This window comes from Acidisarcina polymorpha (assembly GCF_003330725.1).
Classification (GTDB): Bacteria; Acidobacteriota; Terriglobia; order Terriglobales; family Acidobacteriaceae; genus Acidisarcina; species Acidisarcina polymorpha.
In genome coordinates this window covers 2,985,584-3,010,336 of record NZ_CP030840.1, presented here as the reverse complement: position 1 = coordinate 3,010,336, position 24,753 = coordinate 2,985,584, and the positions used below count along the sequence as shown (strand labels likewise).

14 protein-coding genes and 1 pseudogene are annotated in these 24,753 nt (G+C 54.1%); 6 read left to right on the top strand and 9 right to left on the bottom strand.

The features are described 5' to 3' along the window. Nucleotides 1–135: 135 nt before the first annotated feature. From ACPOL_RS12780 to ACPOL_RS12760, 5 genes are all read right to left on the bottom strand, one after another. Nucleotides 136–2,655: a glycoside hydrolase family 2 TIM barrel-domain containing protein gene (locus ACPOL_RS12780; RefSeq protein ID WP_161557324.1), complete on the bottom strand. Its 2,520-nt coding sequence runs from the start codon at nucleotides 2,653–2,655 to the stop codon at nucleotides 136–138. 205 nt (nucleotides 2,656–2,860) lie between these two features. Then, complete coding sequence (locus ACPOL_RS12775; protein WP_114207406.1) at nucleotides 2,861–5,296, bottom strand: PD40 domain-containing protein; 2,436 nt, start codon at nucleotides 5,294–5,296, stop codon at nucleotides 2,861–2,863. Between the two features lie 103 nt (nucleotides 5,297–5,399). Next, nucleotides 5,400–8,951 carry a TonB-dependent receptor gene (locus tag ACPOL_RS12770; RefSeq protein ID WP_114207405.1) on the bottom strand — a complete coding sequence of 1,184 codons (3,552 nt, stop codon included), beginning with the start codon at nucleotides 8,949–8,951 and terminating at the stop codon, nucleotides 5,400–5,402. A gap of 513 nt (nucleotides 8,952–9,464) precedes the next feature. Further along, on the bottom strand, nucleotides 9,465–10,529 hold the full coding sequence (locus ACPOL_RS12765; protein ID WP_150132987.1) for a LacI family DNA-binding transcriptional regulator: 1,065 nt from the start codon (nucleotides 10,527–10,529) through the stop codon (nucleotides 9,465–9,467). A 473-nt stretch (nucleotides 10,530–11,002) separates the two neighbouring features. Next, the gene (locus tag ACPOL_RS12760) at nucleotides 11,003–12,481 is read right to left on the bottom strand and encodes a glycoside hydrolase family 125 protein (protein WP_236657442.1); all 1,479 of its coding nucleotides are present in this window, start codon (nucleotides 12,479–12,481) and stop codon (nucleotides 11,003–11,005) included. A gap of 396 nt (nucleotides 12,482–12,877) precedes the next feature. Between ACPOL_RS12760 and ACPOL_RS35735 the strand changes: the two genes are divergently transcribed. The 6 genes from ACPOL_RS35735 to ACPOL_RS12735 all read left to right on the top strand — a co-directional run bounded on the left by ACPOL_RS35735 (nucleotide 12,878) and on the right by ACPOL_RS12735 (nucleotide 20,394). Continuing rightward, nucleotides 12,878–13,546, top strand: a complete 669-nt coding sequence (locus tag ACPOL_RS35735; protein ID WP_338026792.1) for a glycoside hydrolase family 38 N-terminal domain-containing protein — start codon at nucleotides 12,878–12,880, stop codon at nucleotides 13,544–13,546. Further along, on the top strand, nucleotides 13,531–15,591 hold the full coding sequence (locus ACPOL_RS35730; RefSeq protein ID WP_338026791.1) for a glycoside hydrolase family 38 C-terminal domain-containing protein: 2,061 nt from the start codon (nucleotides 13,531–13,533) through the stop codon (nucleotides 15,589–15,591). Before ACPOL_RS35735 ends, ACPOL_RS35730 begins: the two co-directional genes overlap by 16 nt. Before the next feature lie 216 nt (nucleotides 15,592–15,807). Then, entirely contained in the window at nucleotides 15,808–16,428 is a 621-nt protein-coding gene (locus ACPOL_RS35725) for a hypothetical protein (protein WP_150132986.1), read from the top strand. Nucleotides 16,429–16,543: 115 nt separating this feature from the next. Beyond that, nucleotides 16,544–17,872: a sugar porter family MFS transporter gene (locus tag ACPOL_RS12745; RefSeq protein WP_114210805.1), complete on the top strand. Its 1,329-nt coding sequence runs from the start codon at nucleotides 16,544–16,546 to the stop codon at nucleotides 17,870–17,872. Between the two features lie 308 nt (nucleotides 17,873–18,180). Then, the gene (locus ACPOL_RS12740) at nucleotides 18,181–19,059 is read left to right on the top strand and encodes a glycoside hydrolase family 76 protein (protein WP_114207402.1); all 879 of its coding nucleotides are present in this window, start codon (nucleotides 18,181–18,183) and stop codon (nucleotides 19,057–19,059) included. A gap of 279 nt (nucleotides 19,060–19,338) precedes the next feature. Next, on the top strand, nucleotides 19,339–20,394 hold the full coding sequence (locus tag ACPOL_RS12735; RefSeq protein WP_114207401.1) for a LacI family DNA-binding transcriptional regulator: 1,056 nt from the start codon (nucleotides 19,339–19,341) through the stop codon (nucleotides 20,392–20,394). Nucleotides 20,395–20,413: 19 nt separating this feature from the next. Here the strand turns inward: ACPOL_RS12735 and ACPOL_RS12730 are convergent, their stop codons facing one another. The 4 genes and pseudogenes from ACPOL_RS12730 to ACPOL_RS36195 all read right to left on the bottom strand — a co-directional run. Beyond that, nucleotides 20,414–20,608 (bottom strand): hypothetical protein, encoded by a 195-nt coding sequence (locus ACPOL_RS12730; RefSeq protein WP_114207400.1) that lies wholly within the window; start codon nucleotides 20,606–20,608, stop codon nucleotides 20,414–20,416. A 337-nt stretch (nucleotides 20,609–20,945) separates the two neighbouring features. Then, nucleotides 20,946–21,956: an ROK family protein gene (locus ACPOL_RS12725; protein ID WP_236657440.1), complete on the bottom strand. Its 1,011-nt coding sequence runs from the start codon at nucleotides 21,954–21,956 to the stop codon at nucleotides 20,946–20,948. Nucleotides 21,957–22,348: 392 nt separating this feature from the next. Continuing rightward, nucleotides 22,349–23,137 (bottom strand): MFS transporter, encoded by a 789-nt coding sequence (locus ACPOL_RS35720; RefSeq protein WP_338026790.1) that lies wholly within the window; start codon nucleotides 23,135–23,137, stop codon nucleotides 22,349–22,351. Between the two features lie 4 nt (nucleotides 23,138–23,141). Continuing rightward, a pseudogene (locus tag ACPOL_RS36195) lies at nucleotides 23,142–23,621 on the bottom strand (MFS transporter); the annotation flags it as partial. Nucleotides 23,622–24,753 lie beyond the last annotated feature (1,132 nt).

The following is a 24,753-nucleotide window of genomic DNA, read 5'->3' as shown; positions in this document are numbered from 1 at the left end:
CTCTTGTTGTCACTTCTGCTCGCCACTGACTGCACACTCAACCGAACTCCGACTTTGCACCGCGCTACGGCTTACCGTGCCCTGCGAAGTGCCGTACTGAACTCTTAGCGAACTCTGAGATCGGCGTAAACATCGTTAGCCGACCGTCGACGACGACTTCAAGCGTCGGGTCGTCAACCTAAGAGTTGTTTGCGCTAAACCTGGGGAAGATGCCGCAATTTCAATATCGCCCGCGCGATCCGTCGGACCGATGAGGGCAAGGCACAGGCCATTGAACGCCCTATGCTGCGCGGCTCTGTAATCTTCATGGCTTTCTGGATCACCGTTATCCATGCCGAGAAGCCGGCCTCCTCCATGGACCTGTAAGGTCACGACACTATTAGCGGTAGGCACGCGGCGCCCATCACTGTCCTGAATTTCCACTGTAACGTGAACCACATCGCGGCGATCAGCGTCAAGCGTCTGCCGATCTGCGGATAGAAGTAGACGTGACGGTTCTCCAGTTGTCGAAACTTCTACAGTGCTGACGACCTTTCCCTCTTTGACGCCTATGGCCTTCAGAGTTCCGGCTTCGTACGGAACATCCCACGACAAATGGAGGTCTGCCGTGGTTTGCAATACCTTCGCGCGCGCCGGATAATTTCCGTATCGTTTTTCCATCCCTGGTCTTGGAAATGCATAACCCTTTACTCCCCAGCTCTTTCCATTCACAAAGAGCTCAACCGTATCGCAGTTGGTGTAGCAGATAATCGAAATGACTAAGCCTTCATGCCCCTTCCAATTCCAATGCGGAGAAAGATGAAGCACTGGCGTCTTTGCCCACAGGCTTTGATAGAAGTAGTAGCTGTCCTTCCGGAAACCGCAAGTATCGAGCACCCCGCTTGACGTAGCTTTTGCGGGCCATAACGCCTCGCCTAAGTAATCGATTCCTGTCCACATGAAATCGCCGCTCACGTAGTCGTATGTTTGGATGAACTTCTGTAGCTGCTCGACCTCGACAAGCAGGTTGGTGCTTTTGTCAACATATAGGGCTGCTTCTGCACCAATCCTATAGTTCCCGCGCGCGCCTCTTAACGCGACGCTTTCCGTTCCAATAAACCGTCGATCAGGAAACTGATGCCGATCAATGCTATAGAACTTCTCCCGTCTGTCACGCCAGCGGTCTACATAGTTGTATCCCACCACATCTTGCTCGGCTAAAAACTCTGGCAACGCCCCGGCGGGATCGGCAGCGATCCCGTCACAAGCCACGGTGACTGGGCGCGTCGGATCTTCCGTCTGCAAAATTTTCTTCAATCCGCGCAGAGTTGCGACTCCCCTCAGCGAACCCTGGTCGGGCACCTCGTTCCCAGCCGTCCAGATAACAATAGATGGGTGATTGCGATCGCGCAGGATCATACACTTCAAATCACGATGCGACCATTCATCAAAATACTTGTGATAGCCATATAGCGGTGTTTGTGACTTACCCACACGCCATTCGTCAAAGGCATCAAACATGACCATGAAACCCATCGTGTCGCATAGATCGAGAAACTCTGGCGCCGGAGGATTATGGCTGCAGCGAATCGCATTGCATCCCATCTCTTTGAGCAGACTAAGCCGCCGTTGCCACATCCGCTCGGGAACGGCCGTCCCCACCGCGCCGGCGTCTCCGTGAAGACAAACTCCATTCAACTTGACGCGCTCATTGTTCAGCAGAAATCCTTTATCAACGTCAAAACAGATGGAGCGTACACCGAAAGGTGTCGTTGTCGTGTCCACACCGTGCCCGTTGTGCTCCAGCTCCTGAACAACGGAATAAAGATAAGGCACATCTGTCGACCAAAGTGTCGGGGACAGTATCTCGATACGTTGGGTAAAGACAAAATCGCCATCTGCGTCAATTTCAGCATTCGTTGTAGCCTCTTGTATCGTCTTACCATCATTGTCTTGAATGAAAGTACGAAGCGAAGATGGAGCCGCTTGCAGAAGACCATTCTGCACGCGGGTTGTGACTTCTACGATTGCGCTCTTGCCGTCGATTTGAGGAGTGCGGACGCAGGTTCCCCAGTGCGCAATATGGACGGGCGTCGTGTTGATCAACCAAGTATGCCGGTATATGCCTGAGCCGGAATACCATCTCACATTTGGCTGCAAAGAATTATCGACGCGAACAGCGAGAACATTCGGCTGGTGACCCACCCGCAGATACGGCGTGAGATCGTAAACGAAACTGATGAAGCCATAAGGACGCATTCCCAGCCAGTGACCGTTGATCCAGACCTCACTTCGCTGGTAAACGCCATCGAACTGAATGGCTATTTTTCGCCCGGCTGAGGCACGTGGCAGTGTGAATTGCTTCCGATACCAGCCGATCCCCGTCGGCAGATAAGCACATGTGGCGCCCCCTGGAGCATCTTTGCTGAAGGGACCTTCGATGCTCCAGTCGTGAGGCAAATTGGTCTTGTTCCAGTTCTCGTCATTAAACTCGGGTAGGTGGGCCCCTTGTACGTCTCCCTTTAAGAATGTCCAATTGTCATCGAAGTTAGTTCGGCGGAGCGGCAGAATGATTTCTGTAGCGCTTTCTGAATCGACATTGACAGGCAACCTCGAAGCGACCACTGCCTTCGCCGCACTGCTCAAAAAGTCGCGGCGCGTAAATCCGATAAGCATGAAATACCTCATTGGAAATAAAGGTCTAATTTCGTGACAAACTCAACTACGGGCAATGTTTCTTTTGCTGTGTGCAAGCGAACTTCACTTCGCGAATTCGGCTGATGAGTTATCCCGTTCGCCATGATCGAGACCGCACAATTCATTCGTTTCAGGATTTTTTGTATGACATGCGCCATCGAACAGCCAATATGCCGCTCATGGGTCACATGGAGCGTGGGCTCCATCTGGTTTGATCTGCGACGACAGATTCCCGGCCTTCATGGAACGGCTTTTGCTTCGCAAACAATGCTTCGTGAACACGGATGGCCGCTGTTAAGGAGTTGTTTGCTTGCGCTTCCGCCAGTTCAAGAGCGTGCGTCTCTATAGAAGAGGCGCGAGAGAACAAGCGTTCTTCGGCGCAGGAAACCGCCAGCGTATCCAGCACTTCAGCATTGTCCGGCTGAAGATTTACAGCGCTTTCAGCCAAGCGCACGGCTTCAGCACCGTCGCGCAATGAAGCATCAGGTGAGGTAGCAAGGAGCCAGGCGGTACCGATCGTCGCACTAACGCTAGTCGGATCGATAAGCCGCGCTTTTCGCCAATGAGACAGGGCTTCGGAATCTTTGCCCAAAGCCTCAAAAGTTTTGCCCAGAGCCTCTTCGCACAATTCGAAGTGCGGTCTGATCGTGATAGCTGCCTCAAGCTCTGGTAGGGCTTGCTCCGCGTGAGTTTGTTCCAGCATGAACTTGCCAAGCAAGAAGTGGTCCTGAGCCGATAGAGGGTTAATGCGGATAGCTTCGCGCAGATGCTGAAAGGACTCCTCAACATTGCTATGAAAATAGAGCGACGCGCCCAGTCCGCTTTGAACCCTTCCATTGCTGGGATCGAGCGCTAGTGCTTTCTTCCATGTCTCGAGCGCTTGGTCGGCTTTTCCCTTTTCTTCCAGTTGCCTAGCTTCGTCAATCATCTTGTATTGATTTACCGCCGGCACCTGGATTTCTTCAATCCCATCTCCAGATGTGTTTACAAATTCAGGCAGATTCACGGCCCGGTTTGCTGCGGTGGCGTTTTCGATCAAAATTGCGGGACTGGAGTTCCCCTGCTCGTCGATATGGGTTAGATACATTTGCGTATAGAACGATCGGGCTTTGGAGGAAAACACAAGCCAACGTCCGTTCGGCGAAAAGCTGTGCCAAGAATTCATCAGAGATGTATTGGCAGCTAGACGCCGTGCCTCACCGCCGCCGAAGGGAACGATGTAGAGCTGGCTATCCGGTCGCATCAATTGCCCATTTTGGCATTGCACGAATACGATCCACCGACCATCCGGAGATACCTTGGGAAAGTTGTTGCTCATCCCGTTGTGTGAAGCGCCGCTGATGGGCTCGGCCACCCCGCCGCGGCCATCATTGAACGGCACCCGATAAAGATCGTATTGAATTTGGGTTTCATTGGGATCGTTGGCGTGTATCGCCTTCGGCTGGCCCTCGGGGTAGGGATCCTTTGCCTCAGCCCGAGCGAAGACGATGTATTTTCCGTCAGGACTCCAGACTCCATCAGTTTGCACGTAGCGCGGATTGTCTGCGCCGGGGAGCGGCTGGCGTGTGGCTGAAGCTCTGTCGTACCACTCTAGAATGCCTCGTGTTGGATAGAAGACCTGGAGGAATCGATAGTCCTTAAAATTTGTGACGTAATACGTATTGGAGATGTCCAGTGCCGAGCCGGCGAAGGTGCTCACGACGTAGCGTCCATCCGGAGAAACCTGAGACATGAAGCCGACCCTGACCTTTCCGGCTTGGCCGTCTGTATTCCACTGCACCACATCTTTATTCTGAATGGAAATGTGACGTTCGACAGGAACGACCGCGTAAAGACCCTTGTCATTGGCAGGTCCGTCCACATCGATTCCCATGGTCTTCCCATCGCCGGAGAATGAATGGCAGTTAGCGCATGTGGGCATATCCTTCAAGACTGTGTGGCTCTCGGATTGACGCACATCCCTGAGACGCCACTTGATCAGATGAATTGATGTTGGGGAAAGCGGCTGCACAGTACCGTTTGCACCCTGGCTTGGCATCAGCGGCACATCACGATAGAAGATTGGCGCACCTACTGGATCAAGCGAAGTAGAAAGAGCGATACGCGACTGCGAAGTGGCCTGATGCGCAGAGTTATATCCCGTTATGGTCAATATGACAGGTTGAGTAGCAGAGCGCTGCTGAATTTTTGCCCAGGTGGCTACGTCGGGAGACCATGTCCGGGAAGCAGCTTGCTTTGGCGTCAGCTGAGGCAGCTCATTCGTACTGCTTACGCAGTCCGGATCGATAGGCCCGATCTGCATTCTTTGTCCTGATGTTTCAACTTGAACTGGAGCCGAGTTATCAGCAAATACAAACTCGATTTGCCACGAGTTGGCTGAGGCATCGCGCCAAATAAACGTTGGCGGCGTAATTCCCGGAGGAAAAATGGAACCATCGAGAGGATAGTCAATGGACAGCGGCCAAAGCACGGCTTTGGGATCGTCTGCATGTGCACGGCCGAAGACTTTGTTGCGTGGGGGTGCAAGAATCGAGAAGACGACGAGCATGGCTAGAATACTTGGGCCCGCAACAACCAAGTGCGGGTACAAGCGAAATCGCCGCGGTGTTGAATCGGCCAACGGTTGAACCTCCAGAGTTCACGCGCTAACTGTGACCGTGGACTCTTTTAATCAGGAAAGTCATACCCGGGCGATCAGATCACCGCCCGGGTATAGGTAAAGGTTAGAAGCTGAATTTGAGACCAGCTTGGCCAACACGCGATACGTTTACCACCGAGCCTTGGCCGCTGTTGACTTGGGTATACGTGGAGTCAGTCGGAGAGGTGTCCGGACCGCCCATGATTGGATGGTTAAAGGCGTTGAAAAACTCGAAGCGGAATTGCAGTTGATATCGTTCCTGGATGGACCAGTTCTTCGACAGCGCTGCATCGACGTTGAAGCCCGGGGGGTTGTACATAATATTTCGCTGACTATTGCCGAATGTACCGTCGTGGCGAGTAACAAATGCAGCCGGGTTGAAGTACTGATTAATCCAATTCGCACGGCCGCCCCGACGGACATTGAGCGGTACTCCTGGGACGCGGTCGGCGCGATCGCCGCTGCAAAACTGCAGGCAGCCGCCACCGTAGCCGGGCTCGCCATATGCAGCTTGGCTGCTACCGGAGCCGATGCTGAACGGCGAGCCCGACTGCCAAGTGCCAATCGGACTGATCTGCCAGCCTCCGAGCGCTTCTCGCAAGAGTAGGGTTTGCCCGCGCAAATCCGGAGTTCGGTATATAAAGTTGAACACCCAGTTGAGGGGAATGCTTGCGTTGGAGATGCCGTGGCTATAGCGAAGGTTTCTAGGATTGTTTAAGCCACTCTGGGTGACGGCGAGGTCGGCGAAACTGGCCACGTCCATTGTCTTCTGCCAGGTAAAGCTTGACTGTGCCTGAAGGCCATGGGCCATACGGCGTTCAACAAATAATTGCAGAGAGTTGTAATTGGCTGTGGCATTGCTGTCGTACTCCAGAATGCCGGTGTAACTAGCGTATGGGGCAACAGGTCGGGGCGCCGAGGCCGGTGGCGGGCATGTGGGATTTGTGTAAGACGTGCAGTAGCTGTAGCCGGCGAAGTTGTTATCCTGCACGTAGCTCTGATGATAGGATTCGCTGCCCACATAGGCCACGCGCATGGTCATCACATTGCTGAGTTGCTGCTCCACTGAGGCATTCCAGGCCTCGGTCATCGATCCTTTAAAGTTTCGAGAAAAAGAAGCCTGCAAATAGACGGGGGTGGCAATCGGCGAGTTAGCGGGCGGCACGTAGCCGATGGTGGCGAACGGCGGAAATGGACTTACGCCGTTGGTCCCGAATGACGACGTCGCCCATGGATCGTGAAAGTTATTGTAGCCCGAAATTACCTGACCCGTGTTTGGAGTGCAAGCCGCCGTAACTCCTCCAGACGAGCAGATCGGCACATTCGACGGCGGGGCCGGCGCAAATGCGGGCGCAAAGGGTGCTATATCCACGGCATGATTGTAGTTGGAGTAGTTTACCGGGCCGCTGAACAGCCCGAATGCTGCATGGAGAACGGTGTGCGGCAAAAACGCTGGCTGAAAGGCCACTCCGATGCGTGGCTCAAAGAAATTGTAGTCGCTGGGGCGAAGCGCGTTATTCACGCCGCGGTCGCCGGGAAACACCAGGCCCAGTGGGGCCGCGGCGAACCGAGTGCTTTGCTGGTCGGGCACAAAGGCCGCCCCGCGTCCGCCTACAGAAACTGGCGCGATGTCGGGAGCCCAGCGCAAGCCGAGCGTTAGGGTAAGACCAGGCTTCACGCGAAATTCGTCGTTTACGTAGGGCTCGATTTGCCATCCCTGGATGTCGGCCAGTTCGCCTGCGCCCTGTTCGAAGCTGCTCATGTAACCCAACAGCCAGTCTGCTTCGCCATTGCCCGTGTAGCCGCCGCCGAATCCGATGATCGGGTTGGCCGGGTAGCTTTGAGCATCTTCAACCGCTCGCTGGTGCTTTAACTCCATACCCACAGAGATGTTGTGTCGTCCGACCGTCTTGATCAGCGTGTCGGTGAAGCCTACCGTGGTGCGGACCTCGTCGCCGGGGTTCGTCCATCCGCCGTTGGCACCGCCGAAAACTGCGCCCTCCATGTAGCAAGAGGGTTCATTAATTTTGATGAATTCCGACCAACATAGTGGCTTGCCGCTATGATCCGTTACCTGCGCGCCATTATGGGCGCTCTGCTGGGTCCACAGAACCGTTATGGTATTGACGGTAGACGGGTTGACTGTCCAGGTGTGCTGCGCGATCTCATTGAAGTACCACATATGCTCACCGTAAGTCTCGGACCAATTGGTCAAGTTCAACACGGAGAGAACATTGCCTGGTGTTACGCTCGAGGGCTGAACGAATCTGTCTATAAACGACCGCACCGTGAGGCGCTGACTTTTCGAGAGATCGTAGTCACCCCTGGCCGTGTACTGGTTCAGGTTGTTCTTGACCCCGGCTGAGGAATAAAACATCTGCCCGGCTAAGTTCTGAACAGGACCCGAAGGAGGTGCAGTCCCCATTGCAGGACTCGTGTGCCCCGGCAGACCGTCGTTCGTAAACGCCACAGCCACTGGATCAAGCGAACCAATGAGTTGGTTAGGCTTTCCATTGGCGAACTGAAACGGCCCATTCAACCAGCCGCAGCTGAGTGTCCGCGGGCCCGCATAACCGGGACCGCAACTGCTATTGTTCGCCACTGCGTAATCGACCAATCCGCTGAAATCCCCATTCAGCATCTGCACTGTGGGGGTTGTAGTCTGGTTATTTGACGCGCCGGCTCCGAAATTAGCCCGGGTTCCTTGGTAGTTGAAGAAAAAGAAAAGCTTATTCTTAAGGACGGGTCCGCCAACATAGCCGCCGAACTGGTTTTGCTTGAGCGGATCGAGTTGATGATTACTCCAGTTTCTGGCGTTGAAACCCTGATTACGCAGAAATTCGAAGAGGCCGCCATGCCAGTCGTTGGTGCCGCTTCTGGTGGCGATCGAAACTACACCCCCGGTCGAGAAACCATAAACGGAGCTGAAGTTGTTGGAGATCAGCCGGAATTCCTGAATGGCGTCGGGATTGGGCGTAGGCGAATTGGAGCCCAGATAAGTGTCCATGTTGGAGACGCCGTCAAGCATGTAGTAGGTGCTGCCATTGCGCCCGCCATTGGTCGATGCCGCAGATTCATTGGGAAACGAGACCCCGTTCTGGCTCGAATAAACGCCCGCCTTGCCGGCATCAACGATACCTGGCGCTAATAGCGCCAATGTTGAGGGATCGCGCCCGTTCAGCGGTAACTCAGTTACCGACTGCTGGTTGATCGTTATACCGAGTTCCGATGTAGTGGTGTTGATCAACTCGGCGTCGGCATCCACGCTTACCATCGCGCCGGTGCTCCCCACCTTCAACTGCACATTCTGCGTTGCGTTCGCATTGGCCTGGATGACGATGCCGGTCTGCATATACTGTGCGAATCCCGTGGCAGCAATCCTCAGCGCGTAATTGCCGGGCGGCACGAGCTTGAAGAAGTAAACGCCGCTGCTGTCCGTTGTCCCGACCTGCGGATAGCTGGTGTCAACGTTGGTGAGCGTAACGGATACCCCCGAAACGGCCGCCCCGGCAGGATCGGTAACCTGTCCAGTTAAGCTTCCGTTCGTACCTTGCGCGAAGATCAAGGACGCGGAGTTGACTAGGCCAAGGGCGATTACGAGCATAATAACCCGCAATCTTGTCATGCTGATCTGCATCTGTTGCCTCCTAAATTTATGCACAACACTATCTTTTGCGCTTATGACAACGCTGTCATTGATTAACGGCGCAAGATTAAAGTAAGCACGACGTCGTTGTCAATACGTTGGCCACCCCTATTTGATAAGCAGCTGCGTATCAGGACAGGAAGAGATGACAGCGTTGTCTTTTTGTCTGGAGAATTCTGCTACAGCATTTGTTCAGCACGCATTTGTCCGTCGAGCTAGATCGATAGTGCTTCCAATGAGAACCTTCAAACCGAATCAGAACATCATCGCGCAGCACTTTATGATCCGCAATCTCAGGTACTCCTGGAAGTTGGTCCCTGTCAAGCCACATTTATAGAAGGAGTCAATACAGGGAGGTTCCGCGCGCTGAGTAGGCATCGCAACGGTCGCAACTGCACGGCCTTGTTTTGATACCCACCGAGGTGAAAACCGATTTACTGAATTTGCTGCTCGGCGATCTTCGCGCCGACAAACTTTACTTCTAAGGGAACAGAGTTCGCGTGGCTATGTGTGATTGGGGAGGGGGTCCCGCCTTTCGCATCCGCAAGATTCTCGGATTATCAGATCCACAGGAAGGATCGAGTGAACTTGCGGCGGTAGAGGATCGCCATGGATTCGCTGTAATAACAACCGGGCAGACGTTTCGCCAAGTTCAGCAGTCGGTTGACGGATGGCGGTGATCGAGGGATGCAAGAGAGTGTAGAATTCGACGTCGTCAAAGCCCACGAGGGCAACGTCCCGGCCGATTTTCATGTCGGTTCGATCCAGAATATCGATCGTGCAGATCGTAGCGGAGTTGTTGGTTGTGAACAGGGCGTCCGGTCTTCGGCGCGACAAAAGTAGCGTGATCAGAACGTCCTTCGCTTCAGCTTCATCGGTCACGTGCAGCGTTTTCGCTGGAGGCAGCTTTGCGCGTCGCAAACATTCCTGATAACCAGCAATGCGTTCTCTAATAGTAGGTAACTGAGAGTTTTGAGCAACGCACACGATTCTTTTACAGCCATGATGTACCAGGTGTTCGACCCCGGCCCGAGCGCCGCGCCTATTATTTACCTCAACGGAGTCGGCCTTAGCCACTTCGATGCGCCTGTCAATCGCAACCAGAGGAATACCACTCGAGGCTGTCACGGTGAGATGCTTGCGTTTGCTGTCGGCTGGAACGAGAAGAATTCCATCGACAGGATGATATGTCATCTGCTCGATCAAAGCAGCTTCATTCTCGGGATCGTTGTTCGACGCTGCAAGCAACACAACATAGCCGTTGGCGCGCGCTGTCTCCTGAACGGCGTGGCTGATGGCAGAGAAAAACCTGTCAGCGACATCCGGAACAATCAAGGCAATTGAACGAGTGAGTTGACCGTTTAGGACGCGAGCTGCGCGATTCGGCTGATAATTCAATTGAAGAATCGCGGCCCGAACTCTTTCGGCTGTGTTCTGCGAGACATAGGGATGATTGGTGATGACGCGGGAGACGGTCATTGGCGCCACCTTAGCAACCCTCGCGACATCTTCAAGGGTCGGCCGTTTCCCGAACTTTAAGCCATCATGATGCTTTCCTAGGTTCTTCACAATCAACAATCATACGTCTAGTCATCACCCGTCCCGCGTCATTGCCTTTTTAACGTAGAACGCGAGCCAGTAGTAATGTCCGTCTTGAGTTTGATTGCGCAATCATCAATGACAAGCGTGACCGTCCTCGATCCCGTGCCTGCCTTCGTATCGGCGCATGGCGCCGATCAATTAAATGATGCGAGTTGTGTCTGCGCCATCAGCGAGCAAGGACATGATCGTCCAGCAAGATTGTAAATGTGTGGTTTGCGCCGCGGCGGAAGAAGACTTTGGGATCACCCGCATTCCCCCTTTTAAACTCGATCGCTCAATGATATGCGGACATTTCAACTCCGACTGTACTTTCGGAAGTTCAAACTACCCGATTTGTGCTTAAGCGGGAACCAGCCTTATTAACGCCGAAAGGGCAACTCGCTAAACCTGGTTTTTTATTCACTTCAAACTTCCTCGAGTCATGGAGTGCAGAGTAGCGGTCATGCCAGTAGTTCCGGCCGAAACTTCGCAGTTCTTCCTATCAATTCTCCGAACAGTGTATTCGCCCAGGCAAACCATGACCTTGTAAAAACAGCTGAGTCGTTCCGGTTGTAGGATTCATGGATGAACCCGGTACCGGCGGCGGACAGCTTCAACATTTGAATTGAGTGGGCAATTTCATTGCTCGAACTGCTAGTCAAAGCGTAGATGATCTGTGACATCGGCCATATGCTGTCGCGGCCGATGTGCGGGCCGCCAATCCCCTCGCCTGCCCTTCCACGAAAGAACCACGGGTTTCTGGCGCTCCAGACAAACTCCCGTGTGCGTCTATAAAGTGCCGCATCCGGGGAAATCTCAAGATAAGGCAAACTGAGCAAACTTGGAACATTGGCGTCATCCATAAGAGTGCACCCCCCGAAGCCATCGATCTCGTAGCACCAAATAGATCCCAGATCTGTGGAGGCGATAGCGTGCTGCAACAGGGCGGCTTGGACTTCGTCGGCTAGAGAGGAGGCTTGATTGGCCATGGCCGCGTCGGCCAAAATGGAGTTAGACATCATGGCGAGCTGCCGGAGAGAAGTGACGGCGAATAAATTGGATGGGACCAAAAACGGGAAAATGCATGCATCGTCGGACGGCCGGAAACAAGAAGCAATAAGGCCTACGGGATAAACAGGGTTCCCGATGCCGTTAACAAGCGTGTCTGTAGGGTTGACCGCGTCGCGTTGAAAGGAATATGGTCCCGGCCCATGTTTTCGCTGTTGAGCATACATGGTAGTAAGCACACTCTTCATTGCGAGTTTCCAAGCTGCGTCGAATGGGCGGGCATCCCCTGTACTCTTCCAGTACCCGTAGGAGAGCCGAATCGGGTAGCATAGGGAGTCCAACTCGTATTTGCGCTCTCCCACTCCTTGTTTCATTTCGGTTTTATCGGTTCGGCTCCACGCCAGAGGCGGTGCGTTAAGGTCTGCCATAAAGCAATTTGCATAGGTATCGATCAATAAGCAGCGAGTCTGTCTGCGAACAACTCCTTCGAGAAGCTCACGAAGGGCGGTATCTTCGGCGGCCAGAGGAAGATAAGGCCATACCTGGGCCGAAGAGTCTCGTAACCACATTGCGGGAATGTCTCCGGTGATCACTGCAGTGTCTGGCTTGCCTCCAAATCTACCTGGCTCGACGGTGGTGTCGAGTGTGTTAGGGAAACAATTTGTAAACATAGCAGCCAAAACAGGATCTTGAATTTTGGCGACCGTCGAAAGGATGTAGGCTTCAACAGTGCTACTCCGAAACTTGCGGTCTGCGGGGAGCGGCCGCTTCGACGGAATCCATGCCGTCGACCGCGGAAATACTGATCTCGGGGCGACAGAGATCAGACCCGCGCCGGCTATGAGCCTGCCCATATGAGACCCAAACCTGCGTCTTGTTAGGATCCTTGCTTGCGCGAGCTTTTCGTTGTCATCACGGCTCTTTAGGCTCATGCTTTCGTTCCTCAAAGAATGCTCCGTTCCGACTTCAACTCATTACGGACGGAACTCATGCCTGTCTCTTGAACTTTTGCAGTCTCGCGACGTTTAGCATTCAGGTGGAGCGACGTTGGTTTCGCAAAGCGGACGATACGCAGTCGCCAAACACCAAAGCAATTAGGTCAATTTCACACGCAGTAGCAGCGTAGTTGACAACGCTGTCAAATCCGTAAACAATTCTGCTTTAAGCGCAGGTAAATCGGTTTGAAACGAACACTCTTTGTACTTTCGCATCAAATGCCCTAATTATTCAATACTCAACGACAACGCTGCTTCCTTGCCCACCGCCTGGAATCTACTTGTACTTTGCCTAGATCCGACTATCCTCGACCGTCTTTTTTGGGAGAATTAATGCGACACCTGTGGACCTCTCTGGTTGGCATCCTGCTTCTCACTCTGGTGTCGCCATGTGGCGCAATCGCCCAGTCTGCTGAGAGACCTGATTTGAGCACTCAACCTACTCTCTATGTGGTTGGTTACGCCCATCTGGACACGGAATGGCGCTGGGAATACCCGCAAGTCATCGACGAGTATCTTCCTGAAACTATGGAAGATAACTTTGCGCTGTTCGAAAAGTATCCCCATTACACGTTTAATTTCAGCGGGGCCAATCGTTACCGTTTCATGAAGGAGTATTTTCCCGCCGATTTTGCGAAAGTAAAGACATATGTCAATGAGGGGCGGTGGTTCCCGGCGGGATCTTCGATGGAGGAGGGCGACGTAAACACGCCCAGCGCTGAAGCGATCATTCGGCAGATTCTCTACGGAAACAATTGGTTTCGTGGCGAGTTCGGCAAAGCTGGCGCTGAATACATGTTGCCGGACTGTTTCGGATTCCCGTCATCGTTACCAACTATTTTGGCCCATTCTGGCGTCAAGGGCTTTTCGACGCAGAAGCTGACGTGGGGATCGTCGGTCGATGTCGGCGGCGTTCAGTCATTAGAGCGGACGCCGGAGGGTACACCGTTTAATGTGGGGGTGTGGGTCGGACCGGACGGGAAAGCGTGCTCGCCGGTGTAAATCCGGGCGGCTATGGCGGTAACATCACTACCGATCTCAGCGAACCGCTCCCTCCACCGCCGCCAAATCAGGCTCTGGCGGACGCGGAGAAGAGGATCGGCGAACTGCAGGAGAAACTCCAACAGGCTAGGAAGAATGGTCAGCCGCCAGACCAGAAGGAAATGCAGGAGCTCAACAGCCTGCATCAGACGCGAGCCGCTCTTGTCGAGTCTCAGGCAAACCGCGACCTGCAGAAGTTCCAGAACGACTGGGCTGCGCGTGTCGAGCTCAATGGAGAAGTAAGTGGGGTTTTCACCGACTACCATTATTACGGCACGGGCGATATAGGCGGATCGCCGCGCGAGCCGTCGGTCAAGGCGTTGGAGGCTATTGTCACCAAGAGCACCGTAGCGCTTCCGCCGCCGGAACAGCCCGCAATGCACGGCAATGATCAAGCCGAGACCTCCATGGTGAAGGTGGGTGATGGTCCAGTGCACGTAATCTCGGCCACGGCGGACCAGATGTTCCTTAACATCACGCCGAAGGAGGCGGCCGGCCTGCCGCGCTACACCGGCGAGATGGAACTCACGAACCACTCAGCTGGATCTTTGACGTCGCAGGCCTATCACAAGCGCTGGATCCGGCATGAGGAGCTACTGGCGGATGCAGCGGAGAAGACTTCCATTGCCGCTCAATTGCTAGGCGCGAGACCGTATCCGCTGGAGCGGCTCAATGGCGCCTGGACGCTAGCGATGGGTGCACACTTTCATGATCTGGCGGCCGGAACCGCGACGCCACGCGCGTATGAGTTCGCATGGAACGACGACGTGATCGCGCTGAACCAGTTTGCCGGCGTGTTTAATAGCGCTGTCGAAGGGGTCGCGGCGAATCTGAATACCACCGCCAAAGGGGTGCCGCTGGTTGTCTTCAATCCTCTCAACATTCCCCGTGAGGACGTCGTCGAAGCCTCAGTCAGCTTTCCGAACGGGACGCCAAAGGCAGTCGTCGTGACCGCTCCTGATGGCAAAAATGTTCCGGCCCAGATCTCCGAGGGTAAGGTAATCTTCTTGGCCAGCATGCCGTCTGTGGGATATGCCGTCTACGATGTTCAGTCCGTCAATACGCCGGTCATCTCCTCATCCACTCTGAGCGTTTCGCAAAACAAGTTGGAGAACGACTATTATCGCCTTCAGCTCAACGGTGACGGCGATGTTGTAAGTATGTTCGACAAGGAAGTCGGCAAGGAGTTGCTTGCGGCCCCAGCCCGGCTAGCCATCTCTTATGACAATCCGGCCCAATGGCCGGCCTGGAACATGGGCTGGGAACAGGAGCAGGCCGCCCCGAAAGAATTTGTTTCCGGTCCGGCGCAGGTTCGGGTCGTCGAAGATGGGTCCGCGCGCGTAGCTCTCGAGGTTATACGGGAAACCGCAGGCTCACGCTTCGTGCAGACGATCAGTCTTTCCGCGGGCGATGGCGGAAGGCGGGTTGAATTCGGTAATGTCATCGACTGGAAGACCCGGGAGTCGAATCTCAAGGCGACTTTTCCGCTCGCCGCGTCAAACGTGATGGCGACGTACAACTGGGACATCGGCACCATCGAGCGCCCGACGGCTCAGCCCAAGAAATTTGAAGTACCATCGCACCAGTGGATCGATCTCACCGATATGAGTGGCACGTATGGAGCAACGATCCTGACTGACAACAAAACTGGATCAGACAAGCCAGTCGACAACACGCTCCGCCTTACACTAATTCGAACTCCAGGAGTTGCCGGGGGCTATCCGGATCAGGCCACACAAGATATCGGACACCATGAGTTCATCTATGGAATTGCCGGGCACTCAGCCGACTGGCGCACTGCACAAACCGACTGGCAGGCGCAGCGGCTGAACGCCCCGCTGCTGGTATTCAGAACACCGAAGCGCGAAGGTGCATTGGGCAAGGAGTTTTCCTTGCTAAAGGTAAGCAATCCGCGAATACGGGTTCTAGCAGTTAAGAAAGCTGAACTGAGTGATGAAGTAATTGTGCGCATGGTTGAGCTTGATGGTAAGCCCCAGCCGATGTAAGGGTGACTTTCGCCGCGCCAGTCAAGAATGCTCGCGAGGTAAATGGACAGGAGCAACCGGTCGGGCCGGCAACCGTAAGCGACGGCGCACTTATGACTTCCTTCGGAGGTTATCAGCCGCGGACCTTCGCTCTCCATCTGGGCTCGCTCGCCTCCAGTGTCAAGGGCATGGAATCTACACCGGTAACCCTGCCCTATGACCTCGCGACCGCGAGCAATGACGGCGATCCCTCCAAGACCGGCTTTGATTGGCAATGCATATCCGGCAGGGATGCTACCGGCCCAGATCCGATTCAACGATGTCAATTTCCAACTGGCTCCGGCCAAGAGCAATACACCGAATGCGGTGACGACCAAGGGACAAACCATCAGTCTTCCTGCGGGACACTTTAACCGCATCTACCTGCTTGCGGCATCGGCTGACGGTGATCAGAAAGTGGTCTTTGACGTTGGTGCTGAGAAGGCGGAACTGAACATCGAGGATTGGGGCGGGTTCATTGGACAATGGGACGACAGACAATGGAACCCGCCTGATGTCTCCCATGACAGGTATGGAGAGATGGTCGGTCTGAAACCCGGCTTTATCAAACGGGCCGACCTCGCCTGGTACTGCGACCATCACCAAGACGCCGCCGGAAAGAACGTGGCCTATGCTTACTCCTATTTGTTCGCGTATGTCCTCGACCTTCCTTCCGGTGCAAAGACCATCAAGCTGCCCATCAATCCAAGCGTTCGCATCCTGGCAATCTCGCTAGCGGATGAAAGCCCGGCCGTCACGCCGGTACGACCACTCTATGACGTTCTCCCTGCAGTTGCAGCTGACGCCAAGTCGCACTGATCGCACCGATTGAGAGTTCGATGGAAGTCGGCCCAGCTCAACTTCGACCGGGGCTGGCGCACTAAGTGTCTACCCATTGCCGTTTATGAAGATGTAGATGGAGCACAGGGCCACATTGAAGATGAATCGATACCTATTCAAGGGTACAGCGGTAGGCGCACTGGGAGGACTGCTCTTCGGCTTCGATACGGCGGTGATTGCGGGCACGACCCACCAATTGACCCGAGTCTACGCTTTGGTACCTTGGCAGCTGGGTTTGACGGTCGCGATCGCGCTCATCGGCACCGTGATCGGAGCCATGTCGGCCGGTGCCATCGGGCAAAAGTTCGGCGGTCGTGACACGCTGCGCGCGATGGCCGTGCTATATGTCGTTTCCGCATTAGGATCGGGACTCGCCTGGAGCTGGCACGCGTTGTTGGCCGCGCGACTCGTTGGCGGCCTTGGCATCGGAGGGTCCTCCGTACTCGGGCCCGTGTATATCGCAGAACTTGCTCCCGCTCGGTGGCGCGGCCGCATGGTCGGCATGTTTCAGGTCAATATCGTGATCGGCATTCTGTTCGCTTACTTCTCAAACTTCGCGATAGCTCAATTCCACTTGGGCGCGACGGAATGGCGCTGGCAGCTCGGAATTGCTTCCCTTCCGGCAGAACTCTTCCTCATCATGCTCTTCGGTATCCCTCGCAGCTCCCGATGGCTTGTTACACAGGACCGAATCGACGAAGCTAGGCAAGTGCTGGAGCTTATGGGCTCGCCCAATTCCTGGGCGGAACTAAAAGAGATTGTCGATTCCATCCATACGGAGCGCGCACATCGATCTGAGCCGCTCTTCTCCTGGAAGTATCGCAAGCCGATCTTTCTCGCCACCACGATCGGCATGTTCAATCAATTGTCGGGGATCAATGCGATCCTATATTACCTCAACGACATCTTCGCCGCGGCGGGTTTCGGCCGAGTGTCCGGGGATCTGCAGGCGGTGGCGATCGGTGCTACGAACCTGGTCGCAACCCTTCTGGCCATAACGGTGATCGACAAGTTAGGGAGAAAGAGACTGCTTCTCTTCGGGTCGGTAGGTACTGCGGTTTGTTTGGCTGGTGTGGCATACGTATTCTTTGTGAACTCCCATCAGGCATTACTGGTGTGGTTGTTGATGGCTTACATCGCCTTTTTCGCCGTTTCGCAGGGTGCAGTCATCTGGGTATATATCAACGAAGTGTTTCCTACTAAAGTGCGATCCAAAGGGCAGAGCTTAGGAAGCAGCTCCCATTGGATTATGAATGCTGTCATCGCTTATTCCTTTCCCTTGCTCGCCAAGTCGTCGGGTGCATACCCGTTTGTGTTCTTCGCCTCGATGATGGTGTTGCAGTTCGTTGTGGTGCTCTTTGCTTATCCCGAAACCAAGTGGGTGTCGCTCGAACAGTTGCAGCTCCAGTTGGGAATCGAGTGAGTCGCAAGGGCTGCTCTATTCGTAATAATCTTTGAATTCGATCAAGACATATTTAGAACACTCAAGAGGTTAACGCATGTTGACTTACATTCCAGAATCGAGACGTCGCCCGTTCATTTGGCTTGCCGCTCCGCTTCTCCTTCTGTGCGTGATGTCGAGCGGCGTCCTCTCGGCACAGACCCCGTCCTACGAAGAACGGGCATCTCTTGCGATAAGTACTCTTCAAAGCTGGTATAATCTTGACTCGGGCCTATACAAAACGACAGGCTGGTGGAATTCCGCAAACGCTATCACCGTTCTTGCCGACTATGCACGCGTTGCCAAATCAAGCGAATGCAATTTCGTCTTCTCGAACACACTCTCAACCGCGCAGAAAACCTCGCCCGGGATTTATCAACAAGTATTACGACGACGAAGGTTGGTGGGCACTCGCCTGGATTGATGTGTACGACCTCACCCATGATGAGCGCTACCTCGCTACCGCAGCTTCGATCTTTGCGGACATGACCTACGGCTGGGTTCAAACATGCTCCGGTGGGATCTGGTGGAGCAAAGATCGAAAGTACAAGAACGCTATCGCAAACGAGTTGTTTCTCTCGGTCGCGGCACGGCTGGCTGTCCTCACCACAGATCCCAAGCAACGGACGAACTACTCGGCCTGGGCCAACCGAGAGTGGCAATGGTTTGTCGGTTCGGGCATGATCAACCCTGAACAACTCGTAAATGACGGACTCACCGAATCATGTAAGAACAATCAGCGCACCATATGGACCTACAACCAAGGTGTGATCTTGGGTGGCCTCATCGCTTTGCACGCTGTGTCGGGTGATGCAGCCCTTCTGTCTGAAGCCCACAAGATCGCCCGAGCCGCGTTGTCGGCCCTTACTGACCAGCAGGGTGTCCTTCACGACGTCTGCGAACCGAAATGCGGCGGCGATGGCACTCAGTTCAAAGGTGCGTTCGCGCGAAATCTGCGAGCTCTCAATGAAGAGGATCCAAAACTAGCTTATGACCGTTTCGCGAGAACAAATGCTGACAGCATTTGGAATCAGGTGCGTTCACCGGATTACCACCTCGGTGAAGTCTGGTCCGCAACGTCGGGCACCCCCGATGCAAGCAGCCAAAGCTCAGCTTTAGATGTCTTGGTGAGCGCAGCGGAGCTGTCAGCTAAGAACGCGTTCAACTGAATGAGAAATGGGGAAAGGATGAAGCCATTCCGGCTATCTGTTTAGGGTGGCGACGACATTTTCCTCAAGCTCGGTCGGGATGTTCGAGAGCTACGCTTGTTGACTTCGAGACCATCCATGAAGGTCGTTTGGCGAACGGTCGGAGGGTCGCGGGTCTTCAAAACTCGACAAAAACCTGTAGTGGAACAGCGGGAAGCCGCGGATCAAATACGATCCAGGAAGATACTCTAATACCAGTGGTCCGGTCATCTAGGATAGGCTTATATTTACCCAACGTTTATGACCACAACGCAGAATCGAAATGCCCCTACCCTCGTTGATGTTGCCCGAGAGGCAGGTGTTTCTCTAAAGACCGCTTCGCGCGTGCTCAATGGAGCGGCTTCCGTCAAAGAGGACAAAACAAGCAAGGTTCGTGAGGCCATGACTCGTCTTGGCTACCGTCCCAATGAGTTGGCCCGGGGCTTGAAAGCACGCAAATCCGCAGCCATCGGAATGATTGTCGCAAATTTGTCTGATCCGTTTACTGCCAGCGCCGTCAAGGCTGTCCAAGAGGTCTCCAGGGCCAACGGGCATGTGGTTATCCTGGCAAGCTCGGGCGGCTATCCTGATGTCGAGCGTTCCGAGATCGAAAGCCTTGTTGGCCGACAGATCGATGGTCTGATCATTGCTCCCGCCGACGGCCGGACTGACAATTTCAGTGATGTCATTCCCCCTGAGCTGAAAGTTGTAACTTTCGACCAGCCTGTCAAGCACTCCCGTTTCGACGTCGTAACCATCCCTAATCGCCGCAGCGCTAAAGAAGCGACTCAACATCTGTTGGGTCATGGTTTTCAACGAATCGTTGCGATTGGGGCTCGTCCGCATTTATACACATGCTCCGAACGTTTGGCTGGTTATCGCGATGCTATCAGCGTCGCTTCACTAGAACCGCGGATGTGTACGGTTGAGCATGAAACGGCGCTGACCAGCGAATGGCTCTCCGATTCCGTCTTCAAAAAGCATAAAGCGGACGCAATTATTCCGATGAACTGGGTTTGCACGATGCTTACGCTACGCGGCCTGCGAGTTCTTGGGAAGGAACCTGGCCGCGATGTTCCCATACTCTCCTTCGATGATTTCGATTTAGCGGATATGCTCTCACCTACCATATCCGCTGTCCGCCAACCTGCTGCGCAATTTGGTTATGAGGCCGCCAGGCTGCTGTTTAATCGGCTCAATGGGCAAGCGTCGGAAAAACGCGCATCGGTTGTACTGTCGACCGAGCTCATCTTACGTGAGTCTTGCGGTTGCAGCCTGTCTGGCCGCCGACCTCGTGCCACGAGACCTCGACGATAACGTCCTTTTCTGATCGTGGTCAGTTTCGCGCATGTTGCCGCGCGATTGCGCCCCGTCCGTACTGCGCGGATTTCCGAACAGCAGGATGAGGAACAGATTCCCTCGAACCGCCGCAGTTGCCGACCCATTGATCGGCTCCTAGATGGAATTCAGAGATGACGAAGTTCGAGAAGTAGGCCAGCAAAATGCCGAGCACGATGTTCGCCTGGGACACGCCCAGTCTGCTGATCTCGTCATTGCCGAAGTGGCTTCCCCGATGAACACAGTACCTGACCGAAAATCTCGACCCTAAGCCGCCAATGAATCGTGCGACAGGCAGCGTACACAAATTTCATGCAAATCCCGACTGCTCAGCTAAAGCAGTTATATAACGGCCCCCTCGAAGTGCCGGTCGCCCGGCCGAGAGTTGCGACGGAGTCTGCGAGTAGACCTAAGTCAGTTCTTGCATCGCGCTCGCGATCACTGCCATATCAAAATTGGACCGCGGCGGTCCAACCTGTCAACCGCCTTATCTTCGAACAGAGCATCGATTCATCGTCAAGTCCGGCCTTTCATCCAGAACGACCCTGCATCAACGGCAACAAGCAGGCCCCAAGGATACCTGCATCCGAGCCCAGTTCGGCGCGCACCACATGCGTTTTTCGGGGAGAGCGTACGCGCGATTCTTCCTCAGTCGGCGCGTTCATACGGTAGACATAGCTGCGCATGCGCAACTCCTCCATCATCTGCAGAGCAAACAGATCCCAGGACGCCGACATTCCGCCGCCGATCACATAGAGCGGCAGGTTCAAAGTGTTCACCAATGCTCCAACACCGATTCCCAAAGCCGTGCCGACACGGGCGAAGACGGCGAGTGCCGCATGGTCTCCTGCGGTTGCACTCTCGGCGATGTGCCGCGCCGTCAGAATTGCTGATTCGTCCGAGTCATTCGCGTGGGAGCCGCGCGAATCTTTGGCCATGCGCTTCAATCCCGTTGCTGACGCGTAGAGTTCCAGACAGCCCCGACTTCCGCATGGGCAAGGTTCCCCTTCAGGATCCACGGTATTGTGCCCTGCCTCTCCGCCCATCCCGTTGTGGCCGTTCCACACCTTACCATCAAGGATAATTCCATTCCCGACGCCCGTGCCCAAGGTCAGCATGCAGAGCGATTGCGCCCCATAGGTCTTTCCGGAACCCAGACGAAATTCGGCCAGCGCCGCTAGGTTCGCATCGGACTCGATGATCGCCGGAACACCAACCCGAAGCTCGACTGCTCGGCGTAAATTGTACCCGTCGAAGCCAGGCAAGTTTGGAGGATTGCGCAAAACGCCATCCGGCAGATCCAGCGGCCCGGGAGTGCCGATGCCCAAACCGGCAAAGCCTCCATGACCATGCTTGCTTAAGAGCTTCCGGATTGCCCCGCTCATGTCGTCGGCGACCGCATCCGGTCCGTCTTTCACCCGAGTAGGCAGTCCGATGCTGTCCGCAATCATTCCATTTGGAGAAGAGTCCTCTTTATAAGTGGCAATGCGAAGGTTAGTCCCGCCGAGATCCACTCCTATCGCGTAACGTTCCAAAATCAAGTCAAAACTCCTGAGAGTTACATATCAACCTACCAAGCCGCAAACTTCTTTATGTGCGAAGGCTCATTGCGCGATCGATTCCGAGCACGCGATGTGGCTTGAATAAAAGCAGGCGCCTTCGATACGAAAAGTCACGGCAATTCCATCTCGCCATGCCGATTCAAGTCAAATGCATGAAAAATCCATCGTGCGTTCTGGAACTGGGCCTTCTGCAGATCAGGAGACTGTCCCGCGCGGACACCACTAGTCGACCTCCATCCCGGACGCTCTTGGAACTCATACAAATACATCGACATAACTCGGTCTTAGACCTGCTCCGTCTGACGCACAAAAGAAGAGTCTCGGTTTCAAGCCAGCATCATCATCTGATCGCTGGCCACGAGTGGCAGCACCTATCCGCTCCCCTCCCTACCTCGAACAGAAACTCCAGCACCTAAAACAGTGCCCCTCGTCTCCGGATACCACAGCCATATCACCCCGATCTGAAGGGCCATCATCAACGAGAATAGGTAGAAGGTTCGCACCGATGAGGCATGCTGCATAATTGGGTAGACCAGAACGAGAAGAGCGTTAGCAATCCAATGCACCGAAGAGCCGTATCCTTGGCCTGCACCGCGCACTCCTGGCGGAAATAACTCACTGAGATATACCCACACCACAGTTCCTTGTGAAAACGCAAAGAAGGCGTTGTATAGAGCAAAGATAGACAGATACCACAACGCCGCGAAATGTCGCGGGATGGCAAAACCCAAGCCGATGAGGCATAAGGCCATTCCAGCTGCTCCTATGAACAAGAGCGGCTTGCGACCCAATTTATCAACGAAGGCCATACCAAGCGTGGTTGTTACCAGACTGAGGCAGGAAATCAGCACTGAATACGTATGCTCCAAGGACAAACCGATTCCCGCACTAGCAAGAATATCCAGCATATACAGCAAGAGGATATTGACACCAGAGAGCTGATTAAAGATCGCGATACTCGTTGCCAGCAGGATGGGACGTATGTTTCTCCGCTGAAATAACCTTGCTCGTGTTGAGGGTCTGACGGCGTCTCCCAAACAAGGGACACGTTGAACTTCGGTTTGGATGTCCCGAATGGGAACATTGATTGGTTCTAGTGTCTTCAAACGCAGCAGGAAGAGCAGAAGTATAGCGGGCAACGATCCCAGTCCAAGGCACACTCCACGCCATATCGACAGCAACCAAGTGTGCGACCGCTGACCCGATGCAAAAAGCGATCAAAACTCCCGCCCCAACCTGAAGCTGGAACATGCTGACAACTCGACCGCGCTGACCAATTGGAGCCACTTCAGAAAGATAGAGTGGGCAAGCAACTGTAAAACCCCCTATGGCCGTTCCGCAGAGGAATCTCATAACGAGAAGAAAAATCCACTTGTCGCACACCGGCAGACTGATTCCAAACGTGGTGATCGCGTAGAGGATAGCGCACCATGCAATCAAGTGTCGTGGTCTTACCCTATCTGCAGCCCACCCCCCGAGCAGCGACCCGAAGATGGTACCCCATAAGGAAATCGAAATGGTCAATCCAAAAGCGGCAGAAGAAAGGCCAAAATGACCTCTGAGACTCTGGGTTGAAGAGGACAGTGCTCCGAGGTCATACCCGAAGACAAACCCACCTTGTGAACCAACGAAGGTAGCCGTTATTAGGTGCTTATTAATTTGAATCCCTCAATTGGACGGAGTCCTTGTGAGAAAGGGATGGACCATCACCGCCCAAGCTCACATCGCAAAATCCCCGAAAACTGGACTGTTTTGGGGGATCGTCAACATGCAAGTAATACTGTTCGGAAACGTAAGTATGATGCTTTCTGAGGATACTCTTGACAGTGATGCCTTAACCGAATTGAGCTCGGCTGCTGGGTTCGCGAACTCGCAATCTCCATTTTTTTTGTGACTTCATATCGCCCCCGGGATTCCTCATCGACAAGCGCCTGGGCAAGGTCTTTGCTTGACTGCTCTTATCTGCTCGAGGTGATAGCCGTCGGGCGTGTGAATGTCCTATTTCGGCAGGTCGCGGCCGAGCATTTGAGCGTGATCGTTGGCCAGCCGAGATTGGGATAATAGCTGACGGCATAGAGATTAGGCCAAGTCACTACGAATAGAAAACAATTCCTTAGCTTCGCCCTTTCAGCTTCTGGAGAAATAGGCATTGCCGCCAGTAGCGTCACTCCTGCGTCCGAAGATGGCGGTGGAGCTCGGTTCTTTTTCTGCCTCTGATTTCGTGTGCTGATCATGTGGTGACGGTTCCGGTGGATCAGCTCAGTTGCATTATAGGGAGGAACGACGCTGGCGTTGTCGGGGCCCCTAGAAAAGGGAATGATCTTTCGGCAATTACACGTCGACAATTCCCAAACGCCGAGAGCACCTGTGAGATCTGAGTTTTTACACTGCGCGATTCGCGCCATCATTTTAAAAAAGAAGGGAGCCAAGAGACTCCCTTCTTGGGAGGTTAGTGAAATAACCAGCTTCGAAAAGACAGCCATGAAATCATGGTAGTGTCAAATGACAACGCTGTCAATCCATTTTGCAATGCGCTGACAGAAGACTAACGAGTTCCTTAATTGGTGGTGTTTGATGTGAGAGTATGGGCCACGTCTTCCTCGTCTGACTTTATCTGTTGCAGGCGATAGCCGTCCCTGGTGCGAATGTGATACTTCCGCATGTCTTTGCCGTTCAGTTTGACGGTGATTGAACGCCAGCCATGGTTGGGGTTTGGCTGGGGGTAATAGCTGATTGCGTAAAGATGGGCTAGATTGATGGTAAAACTCTGATCACG